Origin of the sequence: Marinobacter persicus (assembly GCF_002934325.1) — a bacterium.
Lineage (GTDB): Bacteria > Pseudomonadota > Gammaproteobacteria > Pseudomonadales > Oleiphilaceae > Marinobacter > Marinobacter persicus_A.
In genome coordinates, this window is sequence record NZ_PTIV01000025.1 from 26,171 (window position 1) to 52,185 (window position 26,015).

A 26,015-nucleotide genomic window follows, 5' to 3' on the forward strand; every position below is an offset into this window, starting at 1 on the left:
CCGGATAGGGATCAGTCAAACACTACAGTCTTGTTTTCGTAGGTAATCACTCGGTCTTCAATGTGCGCGCGCAAACCACGGGCCAGCACATTTTTCTCCACATCCTTGCCCAGACGCACCATGTCGTCGATGGAGTCACTGTGGCTGATGCGAATCACGTCCTGCTCAATGATCGGACCTTCGTCCAGATCCTGGGTCACGTAGTGACAGGTCGCGCCAATCAGCTTCACACCCCGGCTGTATGCCTGATGGTAAGGACGGGCACCCGCGAAGGATGGCAGGAAGCTGTGGTGAATATTGATCACCTTACCGGCGTACTTGTCACAAAGCGCTTCCGGCAGGATCTGCATGTAGCGGGCCAGCACCACCACGTCGGTTTCATAGTGCTCGAACAGCTCCTCGATGTGACGAAAGGCTTCGGCCTTGTTTTCCTTGCTCACTGGAATATGGTGATAGGGAATGTCGTGCCATTCCACCATCCGACGCAGGTCATCGTGGTTGGAGATCACCGCCACAATTTCCGCGTTCAGATCCTTGCTGTGCCAGCGGTACAGCAGATCCGCCAGACAGTGGGACTCCTTGCTGCACATCAGAATCACCCGCTTGGGCTGAGCAGAATCGGCGATGTGCCAGCTCATGTTGAACTCACGGGCAATGGGTTCAAAGGCCGTGCGGAACTGCTCCAGACCGAAAGGGATCGACTCGGCCTTGATCTCATGCCGCATGAAGAACCAGCCGGACTGGGTATCTGAATGGTGGCTCGCCTCGGTAATCCAGCCATTGTAGGTGGACAGGAAATTACTCACCTTGGCAACAATTCCCACCCGGTCGGGGCAGGAAATAACAAGACGATAGGTATGCTCCATGAAGCCTTTCCTTAACTTGAATCCGGGAAAGCGGGTGCGACGGGGAACCGCAGACAACTCGCTACGGTGACGATCGGCACGCACCGGTAAAAATGACCGGCTATGATAGCCTATCTGAGAGCCAGAAACGAGGAGTGCACGCCATGGACAGAGTGATGGGTAACCCACAGCCGGAAATCTCCCGAAAGTGCGTCTGGAGCCTGCTGGCCGCGCTATTGATAACCTTGCTGGTGGGCCTCCCTCAGGCAAGGGCCCAGGCCATTCTGGAAGGTGAACGATTCCATCCCGTCCAGGGTACTCAGGGCATGGTGGCCACCAGCCATACCCTGGCCACGGAAATCGCCCTGGAGGTGTTGGAAAATGGCGGCAATGCCGTGGATGCGGCAGTCACCGCCGGCTTTGCCCTGGCGGTAACCCAGCCCCGCTCCGGCAACATCGGGGGCGGCGGATTCATGCTCTACGCTCCCGGCGATGGCGGCGCCCCGGAAGCCATCGATTATCGGGAAACCGCACCGGCGGGCGCGACCGAAACCATGTTCCAGAATGCGGACGGAGAAGTCGTCCAGCAGCGCAGCCGCTTCAGCCACCAGGCAGCCGGCGTGCCCGGCACCGTGGCAGGGCTTTCGCTGGCCCTGGAGCGCCACGGCACCATCTCCCTGGAACAGGCTCTGGCGCCGGCCATCAAACTCGCCCGGGAGGGCTTTGAAGTGCCCCGCCGTTTCACCGAAGGCCTGGAACAGGCCCGGGAGCGACTGGAGCGTTGGCCAGCCACCAAAGCCACTTTCTACAATGCCGATGGCTCGGCACCCCAGCCGGGCAGCGTTTTCAGACAACCTGAACTGGCCGATACCCTGCAGCGCATCGCCGATCAGGGCCCGAAAGGCTTCTACGAAGGCGAAACCGCCCGCCTGATCGTCGAGGAAATGCAACGCCACGACGGCTTGATCACCCTTGAGGATTTGCAAACCTACCAGCCCGCCATTCGCGAACCGGTGCACGGCACCTACCGTGGCCACGACATCTATTCCATGTCGCCGCCCTCCTCCGGCGGCACCCACATCGTGCAGATCCTCAACATCCTGGAGCACTACCCCATTGCCGAGCTGGGCCATAACTCAGCCGCCACCGTGCACCGCATGGCCGAGGCCATGAAACTGGCCTACGCCGACCGGGCGAAATACCTGGGCGACACCGACTTCGTGGATGTGCCCGTAACCGGCCTGACCAGCAAGGGCTATGCTGCTGCCCTGCAGGCCACCATCGACCCGGACCGGGCCCGGCCCTCCAGTGAGATCAGCGCCGGCAATCCGGCCCCCTGGGAAAGCAATGAGACCACCCACTTCTCCATCGTGGACCGCTGGGGCAACGCCGTTTCCAATACCTACACCATCAATTTCAGCTATGGCTCGGGCATCACCGTAGCCGGCGCGGGCTTCCTGCTTAACAACGAAATGGATGATTTCAGTGCCAAACCCGGCGTGCCCAACGCCTACGGCCTGATCGGCGGGGAAGCCAACAAGATCGAACCGGGCAAGCGCATGCTCAGTTCCATGTCGCCCACCATCGTGCGCAAGGACGGTCGCAACTATCTGGTAACCGGCAGCCCGGGAGGCTCGCGCATTATCACCACCACACTGCAGGTACTGATGAACGTCATCGACCATAATATGAACATACAGAGTGCGGTCAGCGCGCCACGCATGCACCATCAATGGCTACCAGACGAAATTCGCATGGAGCAGGGCTTCAGCCCCGACACCATCGAACTGCTTGAAGGGCTTGGTCACAAGGTCAGCATCAGCCGGGCCATGGGCGCCATCCAGAGCGTCCTGATTGGCGAGGATGGCACCCTTTACGGCGGCGCCGATCCCCGGCGCAGCACGTCGGCGGCCATGGGGTACTGACCCCACCGCCGCAACCCACATAACCGACGGAGGCATTATGTACCTGTCTGTTCAGTTGAGCTGTTATCCACTCAAAGACGACTACAAGGATCCCATTCGCAAGCTTATCGCCCGCCTGGAGCAATCCGGACTTGAGGTTTACCCCGGGCGCATGAGCACGGAAATCTTTGGCGACTATGATGAGGTAATGAAGGTACTTTCCGACACCATGAAATGGTCGTTCGAAACCTACGGCAAAGCCGTGTTCGTCGCCAAGATCATGGAAGGGGACCGGAGACCAAAATGACCGACCCGCAACGGCCAGAGCCACCACAGAAGCCAGACACCAACCCACAGCCGGCCATTCCCAACCAGTACTCGTTCCTCTGGTTGAGTGCCGCCATCTTCCTGATGGTGCTGTGGATGCAGGGGGCCAATCAGCCCCAACAACAGGAAGTAGCGTATTCCGACTTCAAGGAGGCAGTCACGGCCGGTCAGGTATCGGAGGTGACCCTCCGGCAGGAAGACATCCAGGGCAACTTCACCGAATCCGGCGCCGCCCGGTTCAGCGCCGCCAGCGAGCCCTCCAGCACTCGCTTTATCACCCTGCGCCCCCAAACCGATGACCCGGCCCTTCTGCCTCTCCTCGAAGAACACGGTGTAACCATCCAGGGGGCCCGCTCCGGCCGCCCCTGGTGGCAGGAACTGATTCTCGGCTTCCTGCCCTGGATTCTGTTTCTTGCCCTGATGTTCTGGTTCTGGGGCAATGCCCAAAAACGCATTGGCCAGGGCGGTGGCGTGCTGGATTTCAGCCGTTCAAAAGCCCGGAGAGCCCGCAAGGAAACCTCCACCGTCACCCTGGATGACGTGGCCGGGGTTGAGTCCGCGAAGCGTGAAATCGCCGAAATCATCGACTTCCTGAAGACCCCGGAGAAATACCAGCGGCTTGGCGCCATCATGCCCAAAGGCATTCTTCTGGTGGGTCCGCCCGGCACGGGCAAGACCCTGCTGGCCCGTGCCATTGCCGGAGAAGCCGAAGTCCCCTTCTTCAGCATCAGCGCCTCGGAGTTTATCGAAATGTTTGTCGGCGTGGGCGCAGCCCGTGTAAGAGACATGTTCAAGGAAGCGCGCAAAGATGCCCCGGCACTTATCTTCATTGACGAGCTGGACGCCGTTGGCCGTTCCCGAGGCGCGGGGCTGGGTGGTGGCCACGACGAACGGGAACAGACCCTGAACCAGATCCTGACTGAAATGGACGGCTTCGAGGCCCATGAAAACGTGCTGGTACTCGCTGCCACCAACCGCCCGGATGTGCTGGACACCGCCCTGCTCCGGCCCGGCCGATTCGACCGAAAAATCACCCTCGAGCGGCCGCATAAAGAAGCCCGTGCGGCGATTCTGAAGGTGCACGCGCGTAAGGTGCCGCTATCCGATGACGTTGATCTGGACCAGATTGCCACCCGGACCATCGGCTTCTCCGGTGCCGACCTGCACAACCTCGTGAACGAAGCGGCCCTGACCGCCGCCCGTGAGGGCCTGGATGAGGTCAACACCCGCTGCTTTGAAATTGCTCGCGACCGAATCATCCTTGGTGAGACCCGGGAGGCCCAACTGCCACCCCAGGAGCGCGAAGCCGTCGCCTATCACGAGTGCGGCCACGCCCTGATGGCCTATTACATGCCCAATGCGGACCCACTCACGAAAGTCACCATTATTCCCCACGGCATGGCCATGGGCGTCACTGAACAGACGCCCCGAGACGACCACTACACCTACACTGAAAGCTACCTGAAAGACCGCATCAAGGTCATGCTCGGGGGCCGCTGTGCTGAGAAACTGGTCTATGGCGAGGTCAGTACCGGTGCCCAAAATGACCTGAAAGAGGCGACCACACTGGTACGCCGGATGATTGGCCAGTGGGGCATGAGCGAGAAAATTGGCCCCATGGGCCTGAATATTGGTGAAGAACATGTGTTCCTGGGGCGGGAAATGGGCCAGCCACGGGAGTTCAGTGAAAAGATGGCGGAACTGATTGACGCTGAAATCCAGTCCCAGCTCTTAAGCCTGGAAAAGGCCACCCTGGACTTCCTGGCGAGCCATCGCGAACAGCTGGAAGCCCTCGCCAAGACAGTTCTCAAGCAGGAAACACTATCGGCCGAGGAAATTCGGGACATTCTGGAGCAAATGCCCAAAGCGCCCGAGCCGTCAAAACCGATTAAAAGTGATTTACCAGATCATGGCTGAACAGCGCCACACAAAAACCAACCACCGCCCCCAGGGGCGGTGCCCAATGATGCTCCAGCCGGGACTGGGGCGCAATATCCTGAAAAATCAGATACATCACACCGCCAGAGGCGAACAGCATCACAGCTCCCAGAATGAACGGCTGCTCTGAGAGGAAGAAGAAACCCAACAAGCCGGCAATCGGCCCCGTAAACACCAGCGATGTCATAAACGTCAGCGTCTTGCGAGGTGAATGGCCGGGGCCCTCCTGACTGATCAACTCCCGATAGGCATTGAAGCCTTCCGGGAGGTTCTGCAGGGCAATCAGCACCGCCATGAGCACGGCGGTTTTGGGGCTCAATACGGCCAGCCCACCCAGAGAAATCGCTTCCGGGATAAAATCGAGCATCATGCCCATTAACTGGGGCGACTCACGACGCTTGAGCCCGAGTATTCGTTCGACCACGAAGAACAAAATACCACCGGCGACAATCGCGGGTATCGCAAACAGCGAGTCCCCCATGCTCTCCTTGCCCTCCGGGATCAGCACCACCGTCACCGCACCCAGCAGAATCCCGCCCCCCAAGGCAATGAGAAAGTGCCGGAACTCCTGTTCCAGCCAGTCGGACCCAATCTTCTCAACACGGGCCAGCAGCCCTCCCAATGGAATGAAGGCACCGGCGGCGACAGTCAGCCCCACAATCACAAGAATATGCACAACCATCAATTCACTCCTGACGGTATTAAATTGAAATCATGAACTTTTAAGGGGTGATAGTGAGTGGCAGGTGAAGGGCTGCCAGCAGATTTTCCGCACCAGGCTCCCTAAACAGAGAGCAGTCCCGGCTGAGCACAAGTTGGGACGCCTTTTCCTGGCGCAACACCCGCGCGACCGTGGCCGGATCACTGGAAGGCAAAGGAACCACCCGGACATCCGGTTCGGGAACACCCAGATTTCGTTTCAGGGTTGCCAGCGCATCCGGCGCCACGCCAGCCTCTCCGGACAGCAGCAATGTAACCGGCTGCCGGGAGTAGGCAGCGGCCTCGGCCGCAGCGGCAATAGCTCGCTGATTGGCCCCTTCGTGTTCGTTCAGAAACACCACCACCCGACCGTGATTCGGGGGCTGTTGGTGGCTCCACAACAGCAGTCTGCCTGGCGAGCGGTGCAACAACGCCCGGGCCGTGGAGCCCAGCCAGCCAGCGGGGATGGTGGACCATCGAGCGCGGCCCAACACCAGCAAATCCTCGGGCTCTGCCAGGGCCAGTACTTCCTCCACCACACTGCCCCGGGCAATACTGAGCTGATAACGGCCACCATAATGCCCGGCGGCTCCGGCCAACGCCCGTCGGGACTGTTCCGCCAGCCGCTGCATGCGCTGCTCAAGAGCTGTCACGTCCAACGGTCGGCTCACACCCGATACCGAGCCCACTTCCCGGGCAAAGCCATAGCCGGCACTGCGCAGCAGGTTCTGCTCTTCCACAAACACCCCCTGCAACTCGGCACCGGTCCGGGCCGCAATCGCCGCAGCCACATCCAGCACCACATAACCCACCCTTGAGCCATCCAGTAACACCAGAATGCGACCCTTGGCGGCCGGTTGGCCGGAGTCTCCTGACGGCAGCTCAGTCATCATCGCCGTCTCCGTGGCCGTCGGTATCGCCGTTGTCGTCCTTATGCTCCGCCGCTTTGGCAAATGCCTCCAGACGGTCGGCCACCAGACGATTAAAGCTGCCCTCGGGAAACACCCCTTCGCTGTCCGCCTCACCGGCTTGCAGACCCGTCATCAATTCGATGGCCTGATCAATGTGACTTATCGGATAAATGGAGAACCGCACATCACGAACGACCGCACGCACCGCTTCGTTCAGCATCAGGTGCTCGACATTACTGGCGGGCAACAGGGCTCCCTGCCCGTTCACGTCTCCCGCTTGCCGGCAGACATTAAAGAAACCCTCGATTTTCTCGTTCACGCCGCCTACCGCCTGAACCTCGCCATGCTGGTTCATGGAACCGGTGACCGCCAGCGATTGTTTCAGGGGCACGCCGGTAATGGCGGAAAGCAGCACGCAGGTTTCAGCCACCGAGGCGGAATCGCCTTCCACACCGCCATAGGACTGTTCAAAGGCCAGGCTGGCTGACAACGAAAGCTGGCCCATAGGCGCGTATCGGTTGGCCAGGAAACGGGACAGAATCATCACCGCCTTGCTGTGAATCGGCCCGCCCAGCTTGGCCTCCCGCTCAATATCGGCCACCTGGCCCTTGCCGGGCCGGGCGGTAGCGGTAATGCGGGTGGGCTGGCCGAAGCGGGTAGCACCAATTTGCAGCACCGACAGACCATTCACCTGCCCCACGTGCTCGCCGGTGGTGGCAATCATTACCACGCCTCTCTGGATCTGCTCCAGGCTGCGCTCGCGAATGCGGCTGGCGCGGTATTCACGCTCATCAATGGCCTGCTGAATGTGTGCGGCTTCAATCCGCTCACTACCCGCCTGGCCGGCCCAATGATCAGCCTCGCTCAGCAGGTCCTTGAGCACCCGGTCATGGGCGGTCAGTTTTTTCTGATCGCTGGCCAGGCGGCTGGCGTGTTCAATCAGGCGCCCCACCCCGGTTTTGTCCAGCGGGCGAAGACCCGCAGAACGAGCCATGGTGGCCAGCATGCGGGCGTACAACGCATAACTGCTCTCGTCCCGGTCCAGATCGTCCTCGAAATCGGCTTCCACCTTGAACAGGTCAAGAAAATCCGGATCGTAATGAGACAGCAGGTAGTACAGCATCCGGTCACCCAGCAGCACCACCTTGACCGAAAGCGGAATGGGCTCAGGCTGCTGGCTCACGGTGGTGGCCAGACCGTATAGCCGTTCCAGCGATTCAATGCGGATCTCGCCGGAAAACAGGATACGTTTCAGACTCTCCCAGGCCATTGGCTGGGTAAGAATGCGGCGGGCATCGATAATCAGGTAACCGCCATTGGCCCGGTGCAAAGAGCCGGGCCGGATCAGGGTGAAATCGGTATACAGATTACCCTGCCGGGCACGGTGCTCAATCTGACCGCTCAGATGCTGATGGCTGGGCAGATCTTCGTAAACCACCGGTGCCCCTTCGGTTTCGGCATTATCGACCAGAAGGTTCACCCGGTAGCGGTTCAATAGCCCAGCCGGTGGTCCGTCTTCGCCGTCCTGGAAGGCCTCTGCATGCTCCACTATGTCCTCACGGACGGCATCCAGGTGTTCCACCACGGCGGGCACATGGCGCCATTTCTCCCGGAGTTCACCCATAGGGCCACCGAGAGTCAGCTGAACCATCTCTTCATTCAGTTCATGAATGCGTTGGCGGACTTCCTTGCGAAGGCGAGGCACCTGCTGGATGGCCTGCTGCAGTTTCTTCTGAAGCTCTTCAACCTTGCTCTCAACCAGTTCTTTTTCATCGTCTGAGAAGTTCTTGTACTCCTCCGGATCAATCACTTCGCCATTGCGCATCGGCGCAAACGTAAAACCGGCGTGGGTTGCCAGCATAGCGATATTGTTGCGATTGGCTTCTTCCTGGATTTCGAACAGCCCCTCGCTCTGGCGCTTGGCCACCTCTTCCTGAAGCTCCTGGATACGGGCCTGGTATTCCTCACTTTCAAAGGTGGCGGGTATCGCGGTTTTCAGCTCGGAGACCAGATCGTTCATGTCATTCTTGAACGACCGCCCCTCCCCCGGGGGAATCTTGATGGCACAAGGCTTGTCGGGCACCTTGAAGTTGAAGACATGACACCAGTCGGCAGGGGCCGGCAAACCTGCGGCGTGTTGTGAGAGAAAACGCTTTACCAGCTCATGCTTGCCGGCCCCGGCGGGGCCCAGCACAAACAGGTTAAAACCACTGGCCTTCATGCTGGCACCAAACTCCAGCGCCCTTAGCATGCGCTCCTGGCCCACCGGCAACTCCAGATCATCCAGAGCGTCGGTGGATTCGAAATCCAGTTTCTCGATCGGGCAACGGTGGTAAATCTGGTCCTCGGTCAACGCTGCAGGTACCGCCATGGCGCCTCCTTACTTCTCTGTATCGAGCTTGTCCTGGGTACGGAGCTCAAAGTCACTGGCATCGTGCCGTTCATGCAGCTGGGTCGCCGGCTCTCCCCAGGTCTTGTTCACCATACGCCCGCGTTTGACCGCCGGGCGTTGGGCCACCTCGTCGGCCCAGCGAATCACGTTGGTGTAGGTGTGTGCCTCGAGGAATTCCGCGGCGTCGTACACAATGTTCTTCACCACGGCGCCATACCAGGGCCAGATCGCCATGTCGGCAATCGTATACTCATCACCCACCATGTACCGGTTCTCGGCCAGATGCCGATCCAATACATCCAGCTGGCGCTTCACTTCCATAGTGTAGCGGTTGATCGGGTATTCGTATTTCTCCGGCGCGTATACGTAAAAGTGACCGAAACCGCCACCGAGAAAGGGTGCACTGCCCATCTGCCAGAACAGCCAGTTCATGGTCTCCGCACGTTTGGCCGGGTCCGTTGGCAGAAATTCACCAAATTTTTCGGCCAGGTAGAAAAGAATCGAGCCGGATTCGAACACCCGAATCGCCGGGTCCACACTGCGGTCAAGCATGGCGGGAATCTTTGAATTGGGATTCACGTCAACAAAGCCACTGGCAAACTGGTCACCGTCACCAATGCGAATCAGCCAGGCGTCATACTCCGCTTCCTGAATACCCTTTTCCAGCAACTCTTCGAACATGATCGTAGCTTTCACGCCGTTGGGCGTGGCCAGGGAATAGAGCTGGAAAGGATGCTTGCCCACCGGCAGCTCTTTATCGTGGGTGGAACCAGCCACGGGGCGATTGATGTTGGCAAACTGGCCCCCGTTGTTAGGCTCCCACTTCCAGACTTTGGGTGGGGTATAGGTCGGATCACTCATCAAACACCTCCAGATTCATTGGCCTTCTTATAATAACCACTCTAACGGAACAGGCGCGGGCGTGCACTGGCACACGCCCGTGCATTTTGGTGCACAAAACCGGGCCAACGCACCCATCAGGTGCATTAACGCACTCCAGATGATCCACCTGAATGCTCACCATCCCCCTAACTGCCTATAACAAGGGTTATTGAACCATTCTGGAACACTCCTTGCTTTAGGTGACCACTCTTCGTGCGTACCCCCGCCCCAGAAGGCGGCAAAACACAAAAACAGGAGTTAGAGACCCGTGGATATCACGAGCGCAGTTCACACCCTGACCGACAGCACCAATACGCTGTTCATTCTTATCGGTGCCATCATGGTGCTGGCCATGCACGCCGGCTTCGCCTTTCTGGAAGTTGGTACGGTCCGGCACAAGAACCAGGTTAACGCCGTGGTCAAGATCATGACCGACTTTGGCATTTCCGCCGTCGGCTATTTCTTTGTTGGCTACACCATCGCTTACGACACTCACTTCCTGACCAGCGCCTCGCAACTGACCGACGCCAATGGCTACGAGCTGGTGAAGTTCTTCTTCCTGATGACCTTCGCCGCCGCCATTCCCGCCATTGTCTCCGGCGGCATCGCCGAGCGGGCCCGCTTCTATCCCATGCTGATTGCGTCTGGCCTGATTGTGTCGTTGGTGTACCCGTTCTTTGAAGGCATTGTGTGGAACGGCAACTACGGGTTCCAGGCCTGGCTGGAGAACCAGTTTGGGGCAGGCTTCCATGATTTCGCAGGCTCCGTTGTGGTGCACGCCGTTGGTGGCTGGGTTGCGCTGGCAGCCATCCTTCTTCTCGATGCCCGTAAAGGTCGTTACCGGAATGGCAAGGTGGTCGCGTTCGCGCCGTCCAACATTCCTTTCCTCGCCCTGGGCGCCTGGATCCTGACCGTTGGCTGGTTCGGCTTTAACGTGATGTCTGCACAAACCCTCGACGGCATCAGCGGCCTGGTAGCCGTGAACAGTCTGATGGCCATGGTCGGCGGCATCCTGGTCTCCATGATCCTGGGCAAGAAAGACCCCGGCTTTATCCATAACGGCCCGCTGGCTGGCCTGGTGGCCGTCTGCGCCGGCTCTGACCTGATGCACCCGGTTGGTGCGTTGATCACCGGCGGCGTCGCCGGCGCTATTTTCGTGTTCATGTTCGAATGGGCGCAGGACAAAATCGAACGCCTGGACGACGTACTGGGTGTGTGGCCGCTGCACGGTATTTGTGGCGTATGGGGCGGCATTGCGGCCGGCATCTTCGGCAGCGAAACCCTCGGTGGTCTGGGCGGCGTAAGCCTGGCGTCTCAAATCATTGGTTCAGCGGCCGGCGTGATCGTCGCCTTTGTTGGCGGCCTGATTGTCTACGGCATTATCGCCAAGGTATCCGGCCTGCGTCTGAGCGAAGAGGAAGAGTTCAACGGCGCGGACCTCAGTATTCACCACATCGGCGCCACTTCCATGGAGTAATGGTTTTCGGCCATTAAACCCAGAAGGCCCCGGACGTCCCGCCGGGGCCTTTTTCGTTTCTGAAACCACCATCGCCTAACTAAGTGCAGCCAGGCTCACGCCCAAAAGCCCCAGGTTAGCCAGCAGCCCGATCATGAAAAAATACGAGCGGGGGCTGGGATTGCGCTCGGTGGCAATGGCGTAATACAGCCCCATGTGAACAGTCCGCGCCGCCACAAAGGTCCAGATCAACACTCCGGTCCAGAACGGATCGGCGCCCGACAGAATCGCCAGAAACGCCGTTGCGAACATCACCGGCAGGTTCTCCAGTGAATTCATGAAGGTTCGATGGGCACGGAAAACAAAGGATTCATGGCTCAGGGACTGGTCGATTTTACCCGGCACCGCACCCGGTTGAGATGCCTTGGTAAGGCTCGCCACAAACCATTGTGCCAACCAGATGACAATGAGAGCCGCTATACCCCAGAGTGCCGTGGTATATACTTCCAGCAGATTATCCATTTTTCCTCCCGTTCAGTGGTTTTGATAACCACTACGACCCAGGACCGAACACGGATGAAACAGGGCCAACCGTCAACATGAGCACAACCCCCGGCACCCCCGTTTTTCATACCTCCGGGCTTACCAAAACCTACCTTCAGGGGGAAGTGGAAGTCCATGCCCTGCGTGGCATCAATCTCGACCTGTACAGCGGCGAACTTGTGGTCATGCTTGGGGCCTCCGGCTCCGGCAAATCCACGCTGCTGAATATCCTGGGCGGGCTGGATGTGCCCACCAGCGGTGAGGTCACCTATCTGGATACCGATCTGGCCGGTGCCTCGGACAAGGAGTTAACCCAGTATCGGCGGGACTACGTGGGGTTCGTGTTCCAATTCTATAACCTGATCCCTTCCCTCACGGCCCGGGAAAACGTGATTGCCGTGACCGAGATCGCCCGTAACCCGATGACACCGGAGGCAGCCCTGGCGCTGGTGGGGCTCGACAGCCGGGCAGACCACTTTCCCGCACAGCTTTCTGGCGGTGAACAACAGCGGGTGGCGATTGCCCGGGCCATTGCCAAGCAGCCCAATGTCCTGCTCTGTGACGAACCCACCGGCGCGCTCGACTCCGCCACCGGTGTCCGGGTTTTGGAGGCCCTGGAAAAGGCCAACCGCGAAACCGGCACCACCACGGTGATCATCACCCACAACGCGTCCATTGCCAACATGGCGGACCGAGTGATCACCCTCTCCGACGGTCTGATCAGTGGCGAGCACCGCAACGCCACCCGCCAGGCCCCGCATACTCTGAGCTGGTAACACCATGTTCGGGTTTGGCGACAGCATCCTTCACACCAAACTTCGCCGGGAACTCTGGCAGATCCGGGGCCAGGTACTGGCCATTGCCCTGGTAATTGCCGGAGGCATCGCGGTGTGCCTGCTATCGATCGTGAATTACACCTCCCTGGATGCCACCCGGCAGCAGTACTATCAGGAACAGCAGTTTGCCGATGTCTTCGTGTCCCTGAAACGGGCACCCCGACATTTACTGCAACAGGTCGCGCAGATGCCCGGCGTGCATCGGCTGAGTGGCCGGGTGGAAGGTGCGGCCAAACTGGAAGTGGCCGGTTTTGATGATCCGGTTTCGGCCCGTCTGGTGTCTCTGCCGCCCACAGGCCAGCCAGAGGTGAACCGGCTTCACCTGCGCCAGGGCCGGCTGCCCGACCCCGGTCGTAATCAGGAAACCGTGATTATCGGCAGCTTCGCCGACGCCCACGACCTGCAACCGGGCGACACCCTAAGCGCCGTAATCAACGGCCGAAAACAGTCTCTGACGGTGGTGGGCATCGCCGAATCCCCGGAATTCATCTACGTAATCCCGCCCGGCGGCATGTTGCCGGACTACCAGCGCTTCGGCGTGCTCTGGCTGTCCCGGGAAGCCCTGGCCTCGGCCATGGATCTGAAGGGGGCTTTTAACAGCCTGGTGCTGCAGACCGCGCCCAATCACCCCGTGGCTGATGTAATCGACCGCCTGGACCGGTTGCTCGGCCGCTACGGCAGTACCGGGGCCTACGCCCGCGCGGATCAATTTTCCCACCGGTTCCTGAGTGACGAGCTGGAACAGCTCAAGGTCATGGCGATCATTTTTCCCGCCATCTTCATGGGCGTGGCCATGTTCCTGCTGAACGTGGTCATTGGCCGGCTGATCAGCACCCAACGCGATATCGTCGCAGTCCTCAAGGCCTTTGGTTACAGCAACCGGCAGATCGCCTGGCACTACACCCAACTGGTGCTGACCATTGCCGCCATTGGCCTGGTGATTGGCAACGGCGTCGGCCTTTGGCTGGGCCGCGCGCTGGGTGAGTTGTACATGGAATACTATCGGTTTCCGGCCCTGCTGTTCCGCATTAACCCCCTTTGGATTCTGATGTTGGCGGTAATCAGTCTCTTCGTGGCCTGGCTCGGTGGTTGGCGCGCGATCCGGCGGGCCGCATCCATGCCACCGGCCGAAGCCATGCAGCCGGAAGGACCGGCCCGCTACAACGTTTCCCGGATTGAACGACTACTCTCGCTGGTACACTTCCGCCAGCCCTCACGAATGATTGTCCGTCAACTGGCACGCCGACCCGGCCGCACCGGACTGTCAGTCGTTGGCATCGCCATGGCGACCGCCATTGTGGTGGTGGGCAATTTCCAGTTCAACTCCGTGGAACTGATGGTGTATACACAATTTGCCCGGGTACAGAAACAGGATCTCACCGCAACCCTGACCGACCCGGTCAACCAGGCCGCCCTGTACAGCATGGCCCGCCAACCCGGCGTACTCTACACCGAAGGTCGCCGCACGGTGGCGGTGGAACTGGTCAGCGGCCACCGTGACTGGCGCACCAGCCTGACCGGCCTGCCCGACAACGCCCGCCTGCAGTTCGTGGTGGACAGTGAACTGAATAATGTCAGCATTCCCACCAGCGGCCTGCTGCTGACCGATTTCCTGGCCCAGCGCCTGCACGTAGCGCCGGGCGAGCTGGTGGAAGTACGTGTGCTTGAACAACATCGCCCCACCCTGACACTCCCGGTAGCCGGCATCACCAGTGAATTCATTGGCGTGGGTGCGTATATGAACCTTGAAGCCATGAACAGGGCACTGCGGGAAGGCCCGGTGGTCAACCAGGTGTTGATGAATCTGCAGCCGGAGGCAGAGGACGAGGTCTACCAGCGCCTGCGGGACACTCCTCGGGTAATGGCCACCAACCAGCGCCAGGCCATGCTCGACAGCTTTTTCGACACCCTGGCCAAAACCTTCCTGACCTACACGTTCATCATCAGCCTGCTGGGCGGCGTCATCGCCTTTGGCGTTATCTACAACACCGCCCGGATTTCCCTGGCCGAACGCGCCCGGGATCTGGCCAGCCTGCGAGTACTGGGCTACAACCAGCCTGAAGTGGCCCATATCCTGCTGGGCGAACTGGCCCTGCTACTGGTACTGGGCATTCCGCTGGGCTGGCTGATTGGCGCCGCTCTGGGCCAACTGGTGGTCACCGCCCTGCAAACGGAGCTTTATCGGGTGCCACTGATCATCACCGGTCAAACCCTGGCACTGGCCGCCTGCGTGGTGATTGGCTCGGCGCTGGCGTCCGGCTTCATAACCTGGCTAAGGCTGCGTAAACTGGACCTGGTAGCGGTACTGAAAACCCGGGAATAAACATCCTTCTCACGGAACGGACCATGGCAAAAGAAAAACGAATCACGGGAAAGCGGATCTTCTGGGCGGTGTTGGCTGTACTTGCCGTCGCGGCGTTTGTCTTCGTCCTGCGCCCGGAGCCGGTCTGGGTGGACCTGGCCACCGTGGAACGGGGCGCCATGGAAGTTACCCTGCTGGAGGAAGGCAAAACCCAGGTGAAGGACCGTTACCAGGTCTCCTCACCAGTCACCGGTTACCTGCATCGCCCCCAACTGGAGGTGGGCGACCCTGTGATTCCCGGTGAATTACTTACCTGGGTAGACCCCATGCCGGTTGGCGTTCTCGATGCCCGCAGCCGTGCCGAGGCCGTGGCTCGGGTAGAGGCCGCACGGGCGGGACTGGAATCGATTCGCCAGAAAGTCGCGGCTGCCGAGGCGGAGGCTGACTTCGCCAAGTCGGAATACCAGCGCCTGCAGCGCCTGGCCGACTCCCGCTTTGTCTCTGCCGAACAACTGCAGCAGGCCCGGACCACAGCCTCGCGGGCCAACGCGATTCTCAGATCCGCCCGTTTCGATGAAGAAGTGGCCAAACACGAACTGGCCGCCGCCCAGACCCGTCTCGACATCTCCGCCGCCAATGAAAATGGCGAAAAACCGGCCGAACGGGTGGCCGTGCGCTCACCCGTGAACGGCGCGGTACTGAACCTCTCCCGGGAAAGCGAAGGGGTGATCCAGGCCGGTGAGCCCATCGTTGAAGTAGGTGATCCCGGCGCCCTGGAAGTGGTGGTGGATGTGCTGAGTTTTGATGCGGTAAAACTATCTCCCGGAACGCCGGCGCGGCTCAGCGGCTGGGGCGGCCCCACACTGGAGGCGGTGGTTCGCCGAGTGGAACCCGTGGGTTTTGAAGATATTTCAGCACTGGGCGTCGAGGAACAACGGGTGCAGGTGATTGCCGACATGGTCAGCCCCCGCGAACAGTGGGCACAACTGGGAGATGGCTACCGGGTGGATGCCGACTTTATCCTCTGGCAGAGCGACGATACCCTGCAGGTGCCCGCCTCCGCTGTGTTCAAGCGCAACGGTTCGCAATCGGTCTTTGTGGTCCGCGATGGCGTGGCGAACCTACAAGCCATCACAACCGGCCAGAGCAATGGCCTAACCACGGCGGTCACAGACGGCCTGGGCGAGGGTGACCAGGTGGTCCGCCACCCGGGCCGCGAACTGTCTGACGGCGACCGGGTGCGCGTCCGCTGAATCACTCAGCCATCACGATCAGCTCTGTTGCGGGCAGAACGCCTTTTCCAGCAGCTCGGCGCTGTGAAGCACGTTACGGTCCGTACCCCGCTGGATCTGCTCCCGACAGCTGAAGCCGTCCGAAACGACAAACGTATCTTCCCCACTATTACGCACCGCCGGCAGCAGCACGTCCTCGGCAATACGCTGGGAGACCTCGTATTTGTCCGCCTCAAACCCGAAACCGCCGGCCATGCCGCAGCAACCGGTATCCGGCGTGCTGACCGTCAACCCCAGCTTTTCGAACACCGCCCGGGTACCGTCCATGCCATCGAAGGCTTTCTGGTGGCAATGGCCGTGCAACAGCACGTCGCCTTCCAGCGTTGGCCAGGCCCGCAGCTCCAGAGTGTTCAGAAAATCCGGCAATAGCCAGGTGTTCTCAGAAAGCCACTTGGCCCGCTCATCGTCCGGGAAGAAGTTCAGCAGTTCATCCCGGAACACACTCATGCACGAGGGCTCCACGCCCACCACCGGAATACCGGCCTGAATCGCCGGTTCCAGCACACTCATGGTCTGCTCCAGACGCTTGCGGGCCTTATCCAGGAACCCGTAATCGTACAGGGGACGACCGCAGCACAGGGGCTTGCCCGGCAGCTGCACTTCGTACCCCAACGCTTCCAGAACCCGCTTCGCCGAGCCTGGCACGCCGGCATCCAGAAAGTTGTTGAAGGTATCCGGCCAGAGCATCACAGTTGGACGATCGCCCCTGGCGGGCACCGGTGATTGATAATTTTTTGTGAACGGCTGGTCGGAAAACTTCGGCAGCTCCCGATGCTCAGACATGCCGGTGGCGGCACGCACGGCCTGGTTAATGCCCGGAAGGCCCGTCAGGGTGTTGACCAGCTTCGGGGCATACCCCGCCAGCCGGGACCATTCGTGGATTCGCCCAAACGTCCAGGCCTGTTTGGGGCGGCGGTTACGCTCGTAGTAATGGGCCATGAACTCGGACTTGTAGGTGGCCATGTCCACCTGCACGGGGCACTCGTGCTTGCAGGCCTTGCAGCCCAGGCACATCTCCAGAGCATCGTGCACGGCCGGCGAGTTCCAGCCGGTGTCCACCGGGTCGCCTTCCAGCATTTCAAACAGCAGCCGCGCCCGGCCCCGGGTGGAGTGCTGTTCTTCCCCGGTGCCCCGGAAACTCGGGCACATGATGCCCCCCGAGCCGCTGCGGCATTTACCCACGCCCACGCAGCGGCCAGCCGCCTGGGCGAAGCTGCCCAGGTCCTTGGGAAAGGTGAAGTACAACGGCTTCGGGTCCATCTGGCTAGAGTCCGGGCCCACCCGCAGGTTCTCGTCCATGCGGTAGGGCTCGATCAGCTTGTGGGGGTTCAGCCGGTGGCCCGGGTCCCACAACGCTTTGAATTCGGCAAACGCCTGCATCAGCTCCGAGCCGAACATGCGCGGCCAGAGTTCTGCCCTGGCCTGGCCATCGCCGTGCTCGCCCGACAGCGAGCCCCCGTAGGAGACCACCAGATCGGCCGCTTCCTCGGTAAACGCCCGCCACTTTTTCACACCCTCGTGGCTGGAAAGGTCGAACGTCACCCGGCCGTGGATACAGCCATCGCCGAAGTGCCCGTACAGGGAGGAGCGGTAGCCGTAGCGGTCCAGCAATGCCCGGTAGTCGCGCAGGTACTGCCCCACCTGGGCCGGATCCACGGCGGCGTCTTCCCAGCCGGGATAGGTCTCGGGCTCACCTGGGAAAGCGTTGGTAGCCGCCGCGCCACTCTTGCGCACCGACCACACAAGGTTGGCCTCAGCGGTATCGGTATAGATACGGCTGTCCCGGCAGCGCTCGCCCACCCGTTTCAGGGCCTTTTCCGCCTTTTCCTCGGCTTCCTCGAAGGTGTCGCCGCCGTACTCCGCCAGCAACCAGCCATCGCCTTCCGGCAGCCCTTCCAGCGCTTTCAGGCCATAGCCCTTGCGGCGCATATCCGAGACAATCTGGTCGTCGATACCTTCCAGTGCCAGCGGCCCGGTCTCCATGATCGCAGGCCCTTCATCACCGGCCTGGCAGATGTCGTCGTACCCGAACACCACCAGCACCCGGTGCGGCGGACTGGGAATCAACTTGGCCCGCGCCGACAGGGTGATGGCGCAGGTGCCTTCGGTGCCGATCAATGCTTCGGCCACGTTGAAGCCGTTTTCCGGCAGCAGGGCTTCCAGATTATAGCCGGAGACCCGGCGGCGGATCTGCGGAAAGCCCTGGCGAATGGCGTCGGCGTACTTGTCCCGCAGGTCTCTCATGCCGGCATAGAGTTCGCCCTTGCGGCCTCCGGCGGCAATAATCTCTTCCAGTTCCTGCTCGGAGGTGGGGCCCACGGTCAGGCGCAGGCCGTCGTAGGTCAGCACCTCCATGGATTCGATGTTATCGACGGTCTTGCCCGCCATCACCGAATGGGCGCCACAGGAGTTGTTGCCCACCATGCCGCCCAGGGTGCAATGGGTATGGGTAGAGGGGTCCGGGCCAAAGGTAAGGCCGTGCTCTTCGGCGGCGTTACGCAGCTGGTCACACACCACGCCGGGCTGGACATCGGCGTGGCGGGCCTCCGGGTCCAGGTGCAGGATGTCGTTCATGTAGCGGGAGGTGTCCAGCACGATGGCCGCGTTGCAAGTCTGCCCCGCCAGGCTGGTGCCGGCACCGCGAGCAAGGAGTGGCACCTCATATTCACGGGCCAGGGCCACCACGGTTTCCACATCGGCATCATCCCGTGGCAACACCACGCCCAGCGGCACCTGGCGATAATTGGAGGCATCGGTGGCATAAAGCGCCCGATCCGCCGGCTCCAGCCGCACATCACCGCGCACCCGGGCTTTCAGGGCCTCGGCCAGATCGGTGGGGAATTCGCCGTTACCGGAGGGATCTTGCTGCGTTTTCGCCATGGAGTCGGCTCCTGTGAGCGGTTGTCAGACAAACATTCACCCAACCACCGTGCCAACAGGATCTGATACGGCTTACTGACAGATCTCCGCCAACACAGCGTTGGTGAGGCTTTTCAAATCGTCCGGGCTAAGCTCGATTTCCAGCCCACGACGCCCGGCACTGATATACACAGTGTCGTAATCCGCAGCGGAAACATCAATGATGGTCTTCAGGCGTTTCTTCTGGCCCAGAGGGCTCACACCACCCAACACATAGCCCGTGGCCCGCTCCACATCCGCCGGCGGCGCCATGGTGGCTTTCTTTGCCCCGGCGGCGCGCGCAATCTGCTTCATGCTCAGCATGCCGGAAACCGGCAGCACCGCCACCGCCAACGTTTTGTTATCGAGGCTAACGACCAGAGTCTTGAACACCCGCGAGGCTGGCACGCCAAGCTTGTCCGCCGCCTCCTGACCGTAGGATTCACTGTCCGGATCGTGGGTGTACTCATGCACCGTGTGGGTGATTTTCTGTTTCCTGGCGAGGTTGATTCCCGGTGTCATCTGGTTTTCCCGTATTACTGCCCTTCAAACATACTCATGTAGCGGCGCAGGCCGCCCTCCAGTACCGCCACATTGCGATACCCCAGCTCCATCAGTGCCTTGGCTGCACGAGGGCCGCGGGTGCCACCGTTGCAGTAACAGATGATTTCCTGGTCCCGGTCGGTAAGCACGTCCGGCGCCTGGAGATTGATGGCCCGCACGCTGATGTTGATAGCCTCGGGAAGGTGGAAGCGGCTGTAATAATCGTGCTCTCGCACGTCCACCAGGACCGCGCCTGCGGCGACGCGCTCGTGAACCTCTTCCGGTTCCACCTTTTTCGTTATGACCTGTTCCATCACCATGCCCTATGAACTTATCTGTTAACCAAAAAACCATGAGGAGGGACAAATTTACCTTCCTCACCGCATGAGTTTCATGAGAATAACAGCTGCGGGCTAACCGCTCACCTGTTGCCTGATGTGATCAACCACTGAACTCCCTCACTGGCAGCAAACACTGAGACCCGACAACCTGCGACACGTTGCCGCATTTTCAAGCCATAATGGCGACGTTTATCGACACAAATGAGACAATACAGAAAACGGAATCAAAAAATTCAAACATGGCTAGCGTGAAGGGAGGTCAATCTGACCCTTAACTATTGATACCAGAGAGATTAACCATGAATGTGAAAACGCTTCTCTGCGCAACACTGATCACTTCCACCATTGCCAGCAGTGCCGTAATTGCTGCCGGAGCACCTGGTCAGGGCAGACAAGACACAACAGACAGCTCAACCACCGACTCTGTCTTGGATGTGAGTAGCGAATTAACCGGCACAGAAACCGACGATCTCCGTTACATGCGCGAGGAAGAAAAGCTTGCGCGAGACGTCTATATGACCATGGATGAATACTGGGGTAACCAAACGCTGGTATTCGCGCAAATCGCCCTGTCCGAAGACACCCACACCAGTACCGTCGACTACCTGCTGGATAAATTTGGCGTGGAAGATCCCGTGGTAAGTGACACCATCGGTGAGTTCACCAACGAAGAGCTCCAGGCGCTTTACGACAAGCTGATTGCGGAAGGGGCAAACTCCTTCATCAACGCGCTCTATGTCGGCGCCCTGATCGAAGAGAAGGACATGCGCGATATCCTTGCCGCCATCAACCGCACGGACGAACGCCCGATAATCCTTGCCTACTCCAACCTGCTTGATGGCTCAAAAAGCCACCTCCGGGCCTTCGTAAAGGTCATTGAAGACCAGGGCCTGACGTACGAGGCACAACTGCTGGAACCTGAAGAAGTCGAGCTGATACTGGAAGACGAAGGCTCCCTGTAAAACCCACTATCAGCCACTCAGAATGAGCTTGTGCCGCCTGGGTGCGGCGCAAGCTCACGCCAACCTCCGAACCTAGAGTCCATAACTGAGCTCAATCATATGGAAATCGGCACCGGTTGTGCCCGTGCCATTAACACCGGCATCCGAATAATGTAGAAAGCGATAGCCGATACCCAGCCTGTGGTATACAGGCACGCCGATTCCCACCGTCAGCGCAAACTGGAAAGGCCCACCAAAATTTTGCGTCCCAAACTGATATCGGCTGAACAGCGCGCCGCCAACTCCTGCATCCAACTTAAAACGGGTGCCTTTATGCGTCAGGTTAAATGCGGGAATGGCAGAAACCACGAGCGCACTTTTTCCTGCGCCACGCAAATGCCCCGCACTTACGAGCAAATGGCTACCAGTTTCCCAGCCCCACCGGGCCCCACTCAGCCATGGCCATCGAAAATTCGCAGACACATCCTGTACTTCAAAATCCTCGGGAGCATCTTTGCCAAGCAGGGTCTTTTCAGAAATACGGCTGCGCACGCCGTAGCTTTCCGGGCTCAGGCTATCTGCATAGCTTTCGGCAGGCCCGAGAACACAGAAAACGAACGCCAGTACCCGATTTAGGACACCCATAGGGTTGGATAATCTGCCCATATACCCCGGCCACCTTTGTTGTTCTATCGGTTTTTTTCCATCCGCCCCGTCCCCGCATCCGGCACCGTCAACATCAGCAGGAAACCCACCGCGAAAAACACCAGCACCGTGCTCATGCCCCAGCGCTGGCTGCCGGTGGCTGCGGTAACGGCACCCACCAGTAGCGGCCCGGCGAAGGCGGTGGCCTTGCCCGAGAAGGTAAACAGACCGAACATCTGGTTACGCAGGTGCTCCGGCGCGGCCCGGGCCAGGTGAGAGCGACTGGCCGCCTGCAACGGGCCGACGAAGATCCCGAGCGCCATGCCGAAGACCCAGAACCAGAGCTCGGTTTCCACCAGCAGGATGGCCGTGGCGGTAGCCGCCAGCCCCGCCAGAGACAGGAAAATGGTGTTGCGCCCGCCAATGGCGTCATCAACCCAAGCGAAACCAAGTGCACCAATGCCCGCAGTCACATTCAGGGCAATGCCGAATTGCAGCACTTCGGTCTGGCTCATACCGAAAGTGCCGGCGGCATACACCCCGCCAAAGGTGAACACCGTGGCCAGGCCATCGGTATAGAGCATCCGGGCAACCAGGAAGCGCAGGATATGACCGTACTCCCGAGCCTGGGCCAGTGACTGACGAAGCTGGCCCAATCCTGCCCGCAACGCCTGGCCAGCGGAAAGGCCGGTAGATGGCTGGTCCGGGGTCAGAAAAAACAGCGGCAGCGCGAACACCAGGTACCACACCGCAACCAGCACGAAGGTGGCCCGCACATGCTCCGCCTCGTCATGGTTCAGCCCCAAGAACGACGGATCTGCCTCCACAAAGCCGAACAACGCAACCACCAGACAGACTACGCCGCCAACGTAACCCAGCCCCCAGCCCCAGCCGGACCAGCGGCCCAGTTTCTCCGGGGCTGCCAGGTCCGGCAGCATGGTGTTGTAGAAAATAAACGCGAATTCAGCGCCCAGAATCCCCAGGCCAACCCAGATGCATGCCCACCAGAAATCGTCCATCGTGGGGCGCACAAACCAGAGCATGGCACAAGCGGCCACGCACAACAGCGTGAAACCAATCAACCAGGGCTTGCGCCGGCCGGACCGGTCCGCAATGGCACCCAGCACTGGCGCGCCAATCGCGACCACGACACCGGCGATGCCAACAATATTGCCCCAGTACTCAGTTCCGGCGACTTCATCGCCTACCACCGCCTGGCTGAAGTAACGGGCAAAGACAAAGGTAAGAATGATGGTAAAGAAAGCGCTATTGGCCCAGTCATAAAGTGCCCAGGACCACAAAGCCCTTGGGCGTACCGCCGAAGTGGCGCCATCTTTCTCCTGCTGTTCTTGCCGATGCTGCATACAGACAATCCGTTGATACCGACGGGCCGAAGTGATTTTGTAAGCCTATACTTGGGGAGCCCATGATTATTCACTATAACTGTCAGTGAATCCTTTGTCTGGAGGGTCCATGGCGAAACCGGGAAATCAACAAAGCCTGGAACGAGACATGGTGAACGCCGTCTCAGAAACCATGGCCGAGGCGATGCCGGAAAGCCGGGAGCTGCACCCCGAAGTCACCATGGATAGCAAACTCGACAGCGATCTGGGCCTGGACAGCCTGACCCGGGCAGAACTGCTGGTATCCGTGGAACGGAAATTCGGGGTTCAACTACCCGAACAGCTACTCAGCGAGGCGGACACCCCCCGCGATATTCTTGAGGAAGTCATGCGCCTCAAGGGCGAACCTCCTGCCACGCCCGCCCAGGATGACCAAATACAAGACCAGGACCCGGACACCGCACTCGATTCCGGCGAGCAAAACCGCGAACATTTCTCCGTTCCCGATTTTGACACCTTCCAGCAAGCCCTTAGCTGGCACGCGCGGGAGCACCCCGAGCGCACCTACCTGCACTGGGTAAAAAGCTACGACGACGTCCAGTCGCTGACCTTTGGCGACCTGCACAAAGGCGCGCTGCGGGTCGCCAACGGCCTGTTCCAGCACGACATCGAGCAACGGGACACCATCGCCCTGATGCTGCCCACCAGCCACGACTACTTCTACAGCTTCATGGGCGCGCTCTATGCCAATGCCATCCCCGTGCCCCTGTACCCGCCCATGCGGGCTTCTGCCATCGAGGAACATTTAAAACGGCAAGCGGCCATTCTCAACAACGCCCAGGCGCGGATCATGATCACCGTACCCGAGGCCCGGAAGCTGGCTGCCGTCATCAAAGGCATGGTGCCCTCACTGGAACATGTGCTGACCCTCGATGAGCTATGGGCAAAACCCCTGGACCGCCCCGTCTCAGGCACCAAGAGCGACGACATTGCTTTCCTGCAGTACACCTCGGGCAGTACCGGCAATCCCAAGGGGGTCATCCTCAGCCACGCCAATCTCTTTGCCAACATCGGGGCCGGCAACGAAGTGCTGAACGCCGACCAGCATGATGTGTTCGTCAGCTGGCTGCCCCTTTACCACGACATGGGCCTGATCGGCACTTGCCTGTCCAGCCTCTGGTACGGCATGCACCTGGTCATCATGTCGCCACTACTGTTTCTCACCCGGCCTCACTACTGGCTGTGGGCCATTGACCGCTTTGGCGGCACCCTCTCGCCCTCCCCCAACTTTGGCTATGAGCTGTGCCTTAAGCGCATCAAGGACGAAGAGATGGAGGGGCTGGACCTGAGTTCCTGGCGTCACGCCTTTAACGGCGCTGAAACCGTCAGCCCGGATACCGTCAATCGGTTCATCGAACGCTTCAGCCAATGGGGCTTCAAAGCCAATGCCATGGCACCGGTCTACGGCCTGGCCGAGAACTGTGTGGCCCTGGTCTTTCCCGAAAAAACCCGGGAACCGGTGATTGACACCATAGACCGGGAACGATTCCAGAAAGACGGCGAAGCTACGCCGGCTTCCCCCGACGACACGACCGCCCTCCGGATCGTCTGCTGCGGCAAAGCCATCCCCCACCATTACATCCGCATTGTGGACAACGATGGTTACGAACTGGATGAACGGCAGGAAGGCAACCTGCAATTCACCGGTCCCTCGGCCACCCGGGGCTATTACCGGAATGAAGACGACACCAACGAGCTGTTCGACGGCCAATGGCTGAACACCGGCGACCGGGGCTACATCGCCAACGGCGAACTTTACCTGAGCGGGCGCAACAAGGACCTGATTGTCCGCGCCGGTCGCAATATCTACCCCAGCGAAATCGAAGAAGCCGTGGGCGAGCTGGACCTGGTTCGTTCGGGCTGCGTAGCGGCCTTCGCCTCGGGGCTGGGGGAAAGTTCCGGGGAAAGGCTGATTGTAGTGGCGGAAACACGGGAAAAAGACGAGAAAAAACTGGCCGAAGTGAAAGACAAAATCCACCGAATCGCCATGGACGCTTTGGACATCGAAGTGGACGAAGTGCTCATGGTCCGCCCCCACACCGTGCCGAAAACATCCAGCGGCAAACTGCGGCGCAACGACTGCCGGTTGCGCTACGAACGTGGGGAGCTGGAGAACGACAACGAACCCGTCTGGCGGCAGCTGATCCGGCTGACCAGGGGCACCTGGCGCCAGCAGGCATCGCAGAACCTCAGAAGTATCGGCCGCAAGCTCTATTCCGGTTGGGCCTGGGCCGTGCTGGGGCTGATCGCAGTGCCCGCCTGGGCGCTGATCAACATCCTGCCCGGGTTTTCATTGCGCTGGCGAATTGCCCATTGGGCCGGGCGGTTGCTTGCCCTGCTTACCGGCACCCGGCTGGACGTACAAACCAGCGATCGGCTCCGCAACCTCCCGGAGGGCTGCGTCCTTGTGGCCAACCATTCAAGTTATCTGGACGCACTGACACTGGCAGCCGCGATCCCTGAACCGGTGAGCTTCGTGGCAAAGGCAGAACTGATGAATGTTCGCTTCCTGAAGCGTTTCCTCACGCGCCTGGGCATAGAACCCGTGGAGCGCGGCGACGCCCGGAGCAGCGTTGGCGATTCCCGCCGGATCGCCGAAAGCGCCAAAGGTCGTCGCCTCCTGTTCTTCCCGGAAGGCAGCTTTGACGCGGCCCCAGGCCTGCGTCCGTTTCACATGGGCGCCTTCATGACCGCTGCCGCGATGAAACAAGAAGTCATCCCCCTGGCCATCAAAGGCACCCGTCGGAAACTGCCCGCAGACCGATGGAACCCCCGCCCTGGCCCATTAAACGTCACCGTCGGCGACCCCATCGAACCCGAAGGCGATGACTGGAAATCCGCCGTCCAACTGCGGGACCGCGCACGCAAGGCGATCCTCGAGATGACCGGAGAGCCGGACCGATTAGCCCACTGACGT

20 protein-coding genes are annotated in these 26,015 nt (G+C 60.1%); 9 read left to right on the forward strand and 11 right to left on the reverse strand.

The window, feature by feature from the left end; translation table 11 throughout:
• Nucleotides 1–11: 11 nt before the first annotated feature.
• On the reverse strand, nucleotides 12–866 hold the full coding sequence (purU, locus tag BY454_RS12650) for a formyltetrahydrofolate deformylase (RefSeq protein ID WP_104416898.1): 855 nt from the start codon (nucleotides 864–866) through the stop codon (nucleotides 12–14).
• A gap of 143 nt (nucleotides 867–1,009) precedes the next feature.
• Between purU and ggt the strand changes: the two genes are divergently transcribed.
• The 3 genes from ggt to ftsH are packed head-to-tail and all read left to right on the forward strand — an operon-like array spanning nucleotide 1,010 to nucleotide 4,993.
• A complete protein-coding gene (gene ggt / locus BY454_RS12655; protein ID WP_104416899.1) occupies nucleotides 1,010–2,770 on the forward strand; it encodes a gamma-glutamyltransferase in 1,761 nt (586 codons plus the stop codon).
• A 37-nt stretch (nucleotides 2,771–2,807) separates the two neighbouring features.
• A complete protein-coding gene (locus tag BY454_RS12660; RefSeq protein WP_104416900.1) occupies nucleotides 2,808–3,056 on the forward strand; it encodes a YkoF family thiamine/hydroxymethylpyrimidine-binding protein in 249 nt (82 codons plus the stop codon).
• Entirely contained in the window at nucleotides 3,053–4,993 is a 1,941-nt protein-coding gene (gene ftsH / locus BY454_RS12665) for an ATP-dependent zinc metalloprotease FtsH (protein WP_104416901.1), read from the forward strand. The genes BY454_RS12660 and ftsH overlap by 4 nt, the downstream gene beginning before the upstream one ends.
• On the opposite strand, the gene BY454_RS12670 is transcribed toward ftsH, so the two are convergent.
• From BY454_RS12670 to yghU, 4 genes are read right to left on the reverse strand one after another with little or no spacing between them, the layout of a single operon-like run.
• Nucleotides 4,965–5,696 carry a ZIP family metal transporter gene (locus BY454_RS12670; RefSeq protein ID WP_104416902.1) on the reverse strand — a complete coding sequence of 244 codons (732 nt, stop codon included), beginning with the start codon at nucleotides 5,694–5,696 and terminating at the stop codon, nucleotides 4,965–4,967. The genes ftsH and BY454_RS12670 overlap by 29 nt on opposite strands.
• Nucleotides 5,697–5,736: 40 nt before the next feature.
• Nucleotides 5,737–6,606: a universal stress protein gene (locus BY454_RS12675; RefSeq protein WP_258075651.1), complete on the reverse strand. Its 870-nt coding sequence runs from the start codon at nucleotides 6,604–6,606 to the stop codon at nucleotides 5,737–5,739.
• A complete protein-coding gene (locus BY454_RS12680) occupies nucleotides 6,596–8,995 on the reverse strand; it encodes a Lon protease family protein (protein ID WP_104416903.1) in 2,400 nt (799 codons plus the stop codon). The genes BY454_RS12675 and BY454_RS12680 overlap by 11 nt, the downstream gene beginning before the upstream one ends.
• A 9-nt stretch (nucleotides 8,996–9,004) precedes the next feature.
• Entirely contained in the window at nucleotides 9,005–9,877 is an 873-nt protein-coding gene (gene yghU / locus BY454_RS12685) for a glutathione-dependent disulfide-bond oxidoreductase (RefSeq protein WP_104416904.1), read from the reverse strand.
• 289 nt (nucleotides 9,878–10,166) lie between these two features.
• Between yghU and BY454_RS12690 the strand changes: the two genes are divergently transcribed.
• Nucleotides 10,167–11,375 carry an ammonium transporter gene (locus BY454_RS12690; RefSeq protein ID WP_104416905.1) on the forward strand — a complete coding sequence of 403 codons (1,209 nt, stop codon included), beginning with the start codon at nucleotides 10,167–10,169 and terminating at the stop codon, nucleotides 11,373–11,375.
• 75 nt (nucleotides 11,376–11,450) lie between these two features.
• On the opposite strand, the gene BY454_RS12695 is transcribed toward BY454_RS12690, so the two are convergent.
• Entirely contained in the window at nucleotides 11,451–11,876 is a 426-nt protein-coding gene (locus tag BY454_RS12695) for an MAPEG family protein (RefSeq protein WP_104416906.1), read from the reverse strand.
• A gap of 77 nt (nucleotides 11,877–11,953) precedes the next feature.
• On the opposite strand from BY454_RS12695, the gene BY454_RS12700 reads away from it, so the two are divergent.
• From BY454_RS12700 to BY454_RS12710, 3 genes are read left to right on the forward strand one after another with little or no spacing between them, the layout of a single operon-like run.
• Complete coding sequence (locus BY454_RS12700) at nucleotides 11,954–12,673, forward strand: ABC transporter ATP-binding protein (protein ID WP_104416907.1); 720 nt, start codon at nucleotides 11,954–11,956, stop codon at nucleotides 12,671–12,673.
• Nucleotides 12,674–12,677: 4 nt separating this feature from the next.
• Nucleotides 12,678–15,056 (forward strand): ABC transporter permease, encoded by a 2,379-nt coding sequence (locus BY454_RS12705; protein ID WP_104416908.1) that lies wholly within the window; start codon nucleotides 12,678–12,680, stop codon nucleotides 15,054–15,056.
• 23 nt (nucleotides 15,057–15,079) lie between these two features.
• The gene (locus BY454_RS12710; RefSeq protein ID WP_104416909.1) at nucleotides 15,080–16,288 is read left to right on the forward strand and encodes an efflux RND transporter periplasmic adaptor subunit; all 1,209 of its coding nucleotides are present in this window, start codon (nucleotides 15,080–15,082) and stop codon (nucleotides 16,286–16,288) included.
• A gap of 18 nt (nucleotides 16,289–16,306) precedes the next feature.
• Here the strand turns inward: BY454_RS12710 and BY454_RS12715 are convergent, their stop codons facing one another.
• The 3 genes from BY454_RS12715 to BY454_RS12725 form a co-directional block, all read right to left on the reverse strand.
• On the reverse strand, nucleotides 16,307–19,207 hold the full coding sequence (locus BY454_RS12715; RefSeq protein ID WP_104416910.1) for an FAD-binding and (Fe-S)-binding domain-containing protein: 2,901 nt from the start codon (nucleotides 19,205–19,207) through the stop codon (nucleotides 16,307–16,309).
• A 72-nt stretch (nucleotides 19,208–19,279) separates the two neighbouring features.
• A complete protein-coding gene (ybaK, locus tag BY454_RS12720) occupies nucleotides 19,280–19,747 on the reverse strand; it encodes a Cys-tRNA(Pro) deacylase (protein WP_104416911.1) in 468 nt (155 codons plus the stop codon).
• A gap of 14 nt (nucleotides 19,748–19,761) precedes the next feature.
• The gene (locus BY454_RS12725) at nucleotides 19,762–20,082 is read right to left on the reverse strand and encodes a rhodanese-like domain-containing protein (RefSeq protein WP_181049703.1); all 321 of its coding nucleotides are present in this window, start codon (nucleotides 20,080–20,082) and stop codon (nucleotides 19,762–19,764) included.
• Between the two features lie 326 nt (nucleotides 20,083–20,408).
• Here BY454_RS12725 and BY454_RS12730 point away from each other — a divergent pair, with 326 nt between their 5' ends.
• A complete protein-coding gene (locus tag BY454_RS12730) occupies nucleotides 20,409–21,071 on the forward strand; it encodes a DUF2202 domain-containing protein (RefSeq protein ID WP_104416913.1) in 663 nt (220 codons plus the stop codon).
• 72 nt (nucleotides 21,072–21,143) lie between these two features.
• Here BY454_RS12730 and BY454_RS12735 read toward each other — a convergent pair whose 3' ends face one another.
• Complete coding sequence (locus BY454_RS12735) at nucleotides 21,144–21,716, reverse strand: acyloxyacyl hydrolase (RefSeq protein ID WP_104416914.1); 573 nt, start codon at nucleotides 21,714–21,716, stop codon at nucleotides 21,144–21,146.
• A 23-nt stretch (nucleotides 21,717–21,739) separates the two neighbouring features.
• Nucleotides 21,740–23,059, reverse strand: a complete 1,320-nt coding sequence (locus tag BY454_RS12740; protein ID WP_104416915.1) for an MFS transporter — start codon at nucleotides 23,057–23,059, stop codon at nucleotides 21,740–21,742.
• Nucleotides 23,060–23,168: 109 nt separating this feature from the next.
• Here BY454_RS12740 and BY454_RS12745 point away from each other — a divergent pair, with 109 nt between their 5' ends.
• Nucleotides 23,169–26,012, forward strand: a complete 2,844-nt coding sequence (locus BY454_RS12745; protein WP_104416916.1) for an AMP-binding protein — start codon at nucleotides 23,169–23,171, stop codon at nucleotides 26,010–26,012.
• Nucleotides 26,013–26,015: the final 3 nt, after the last annotated feature.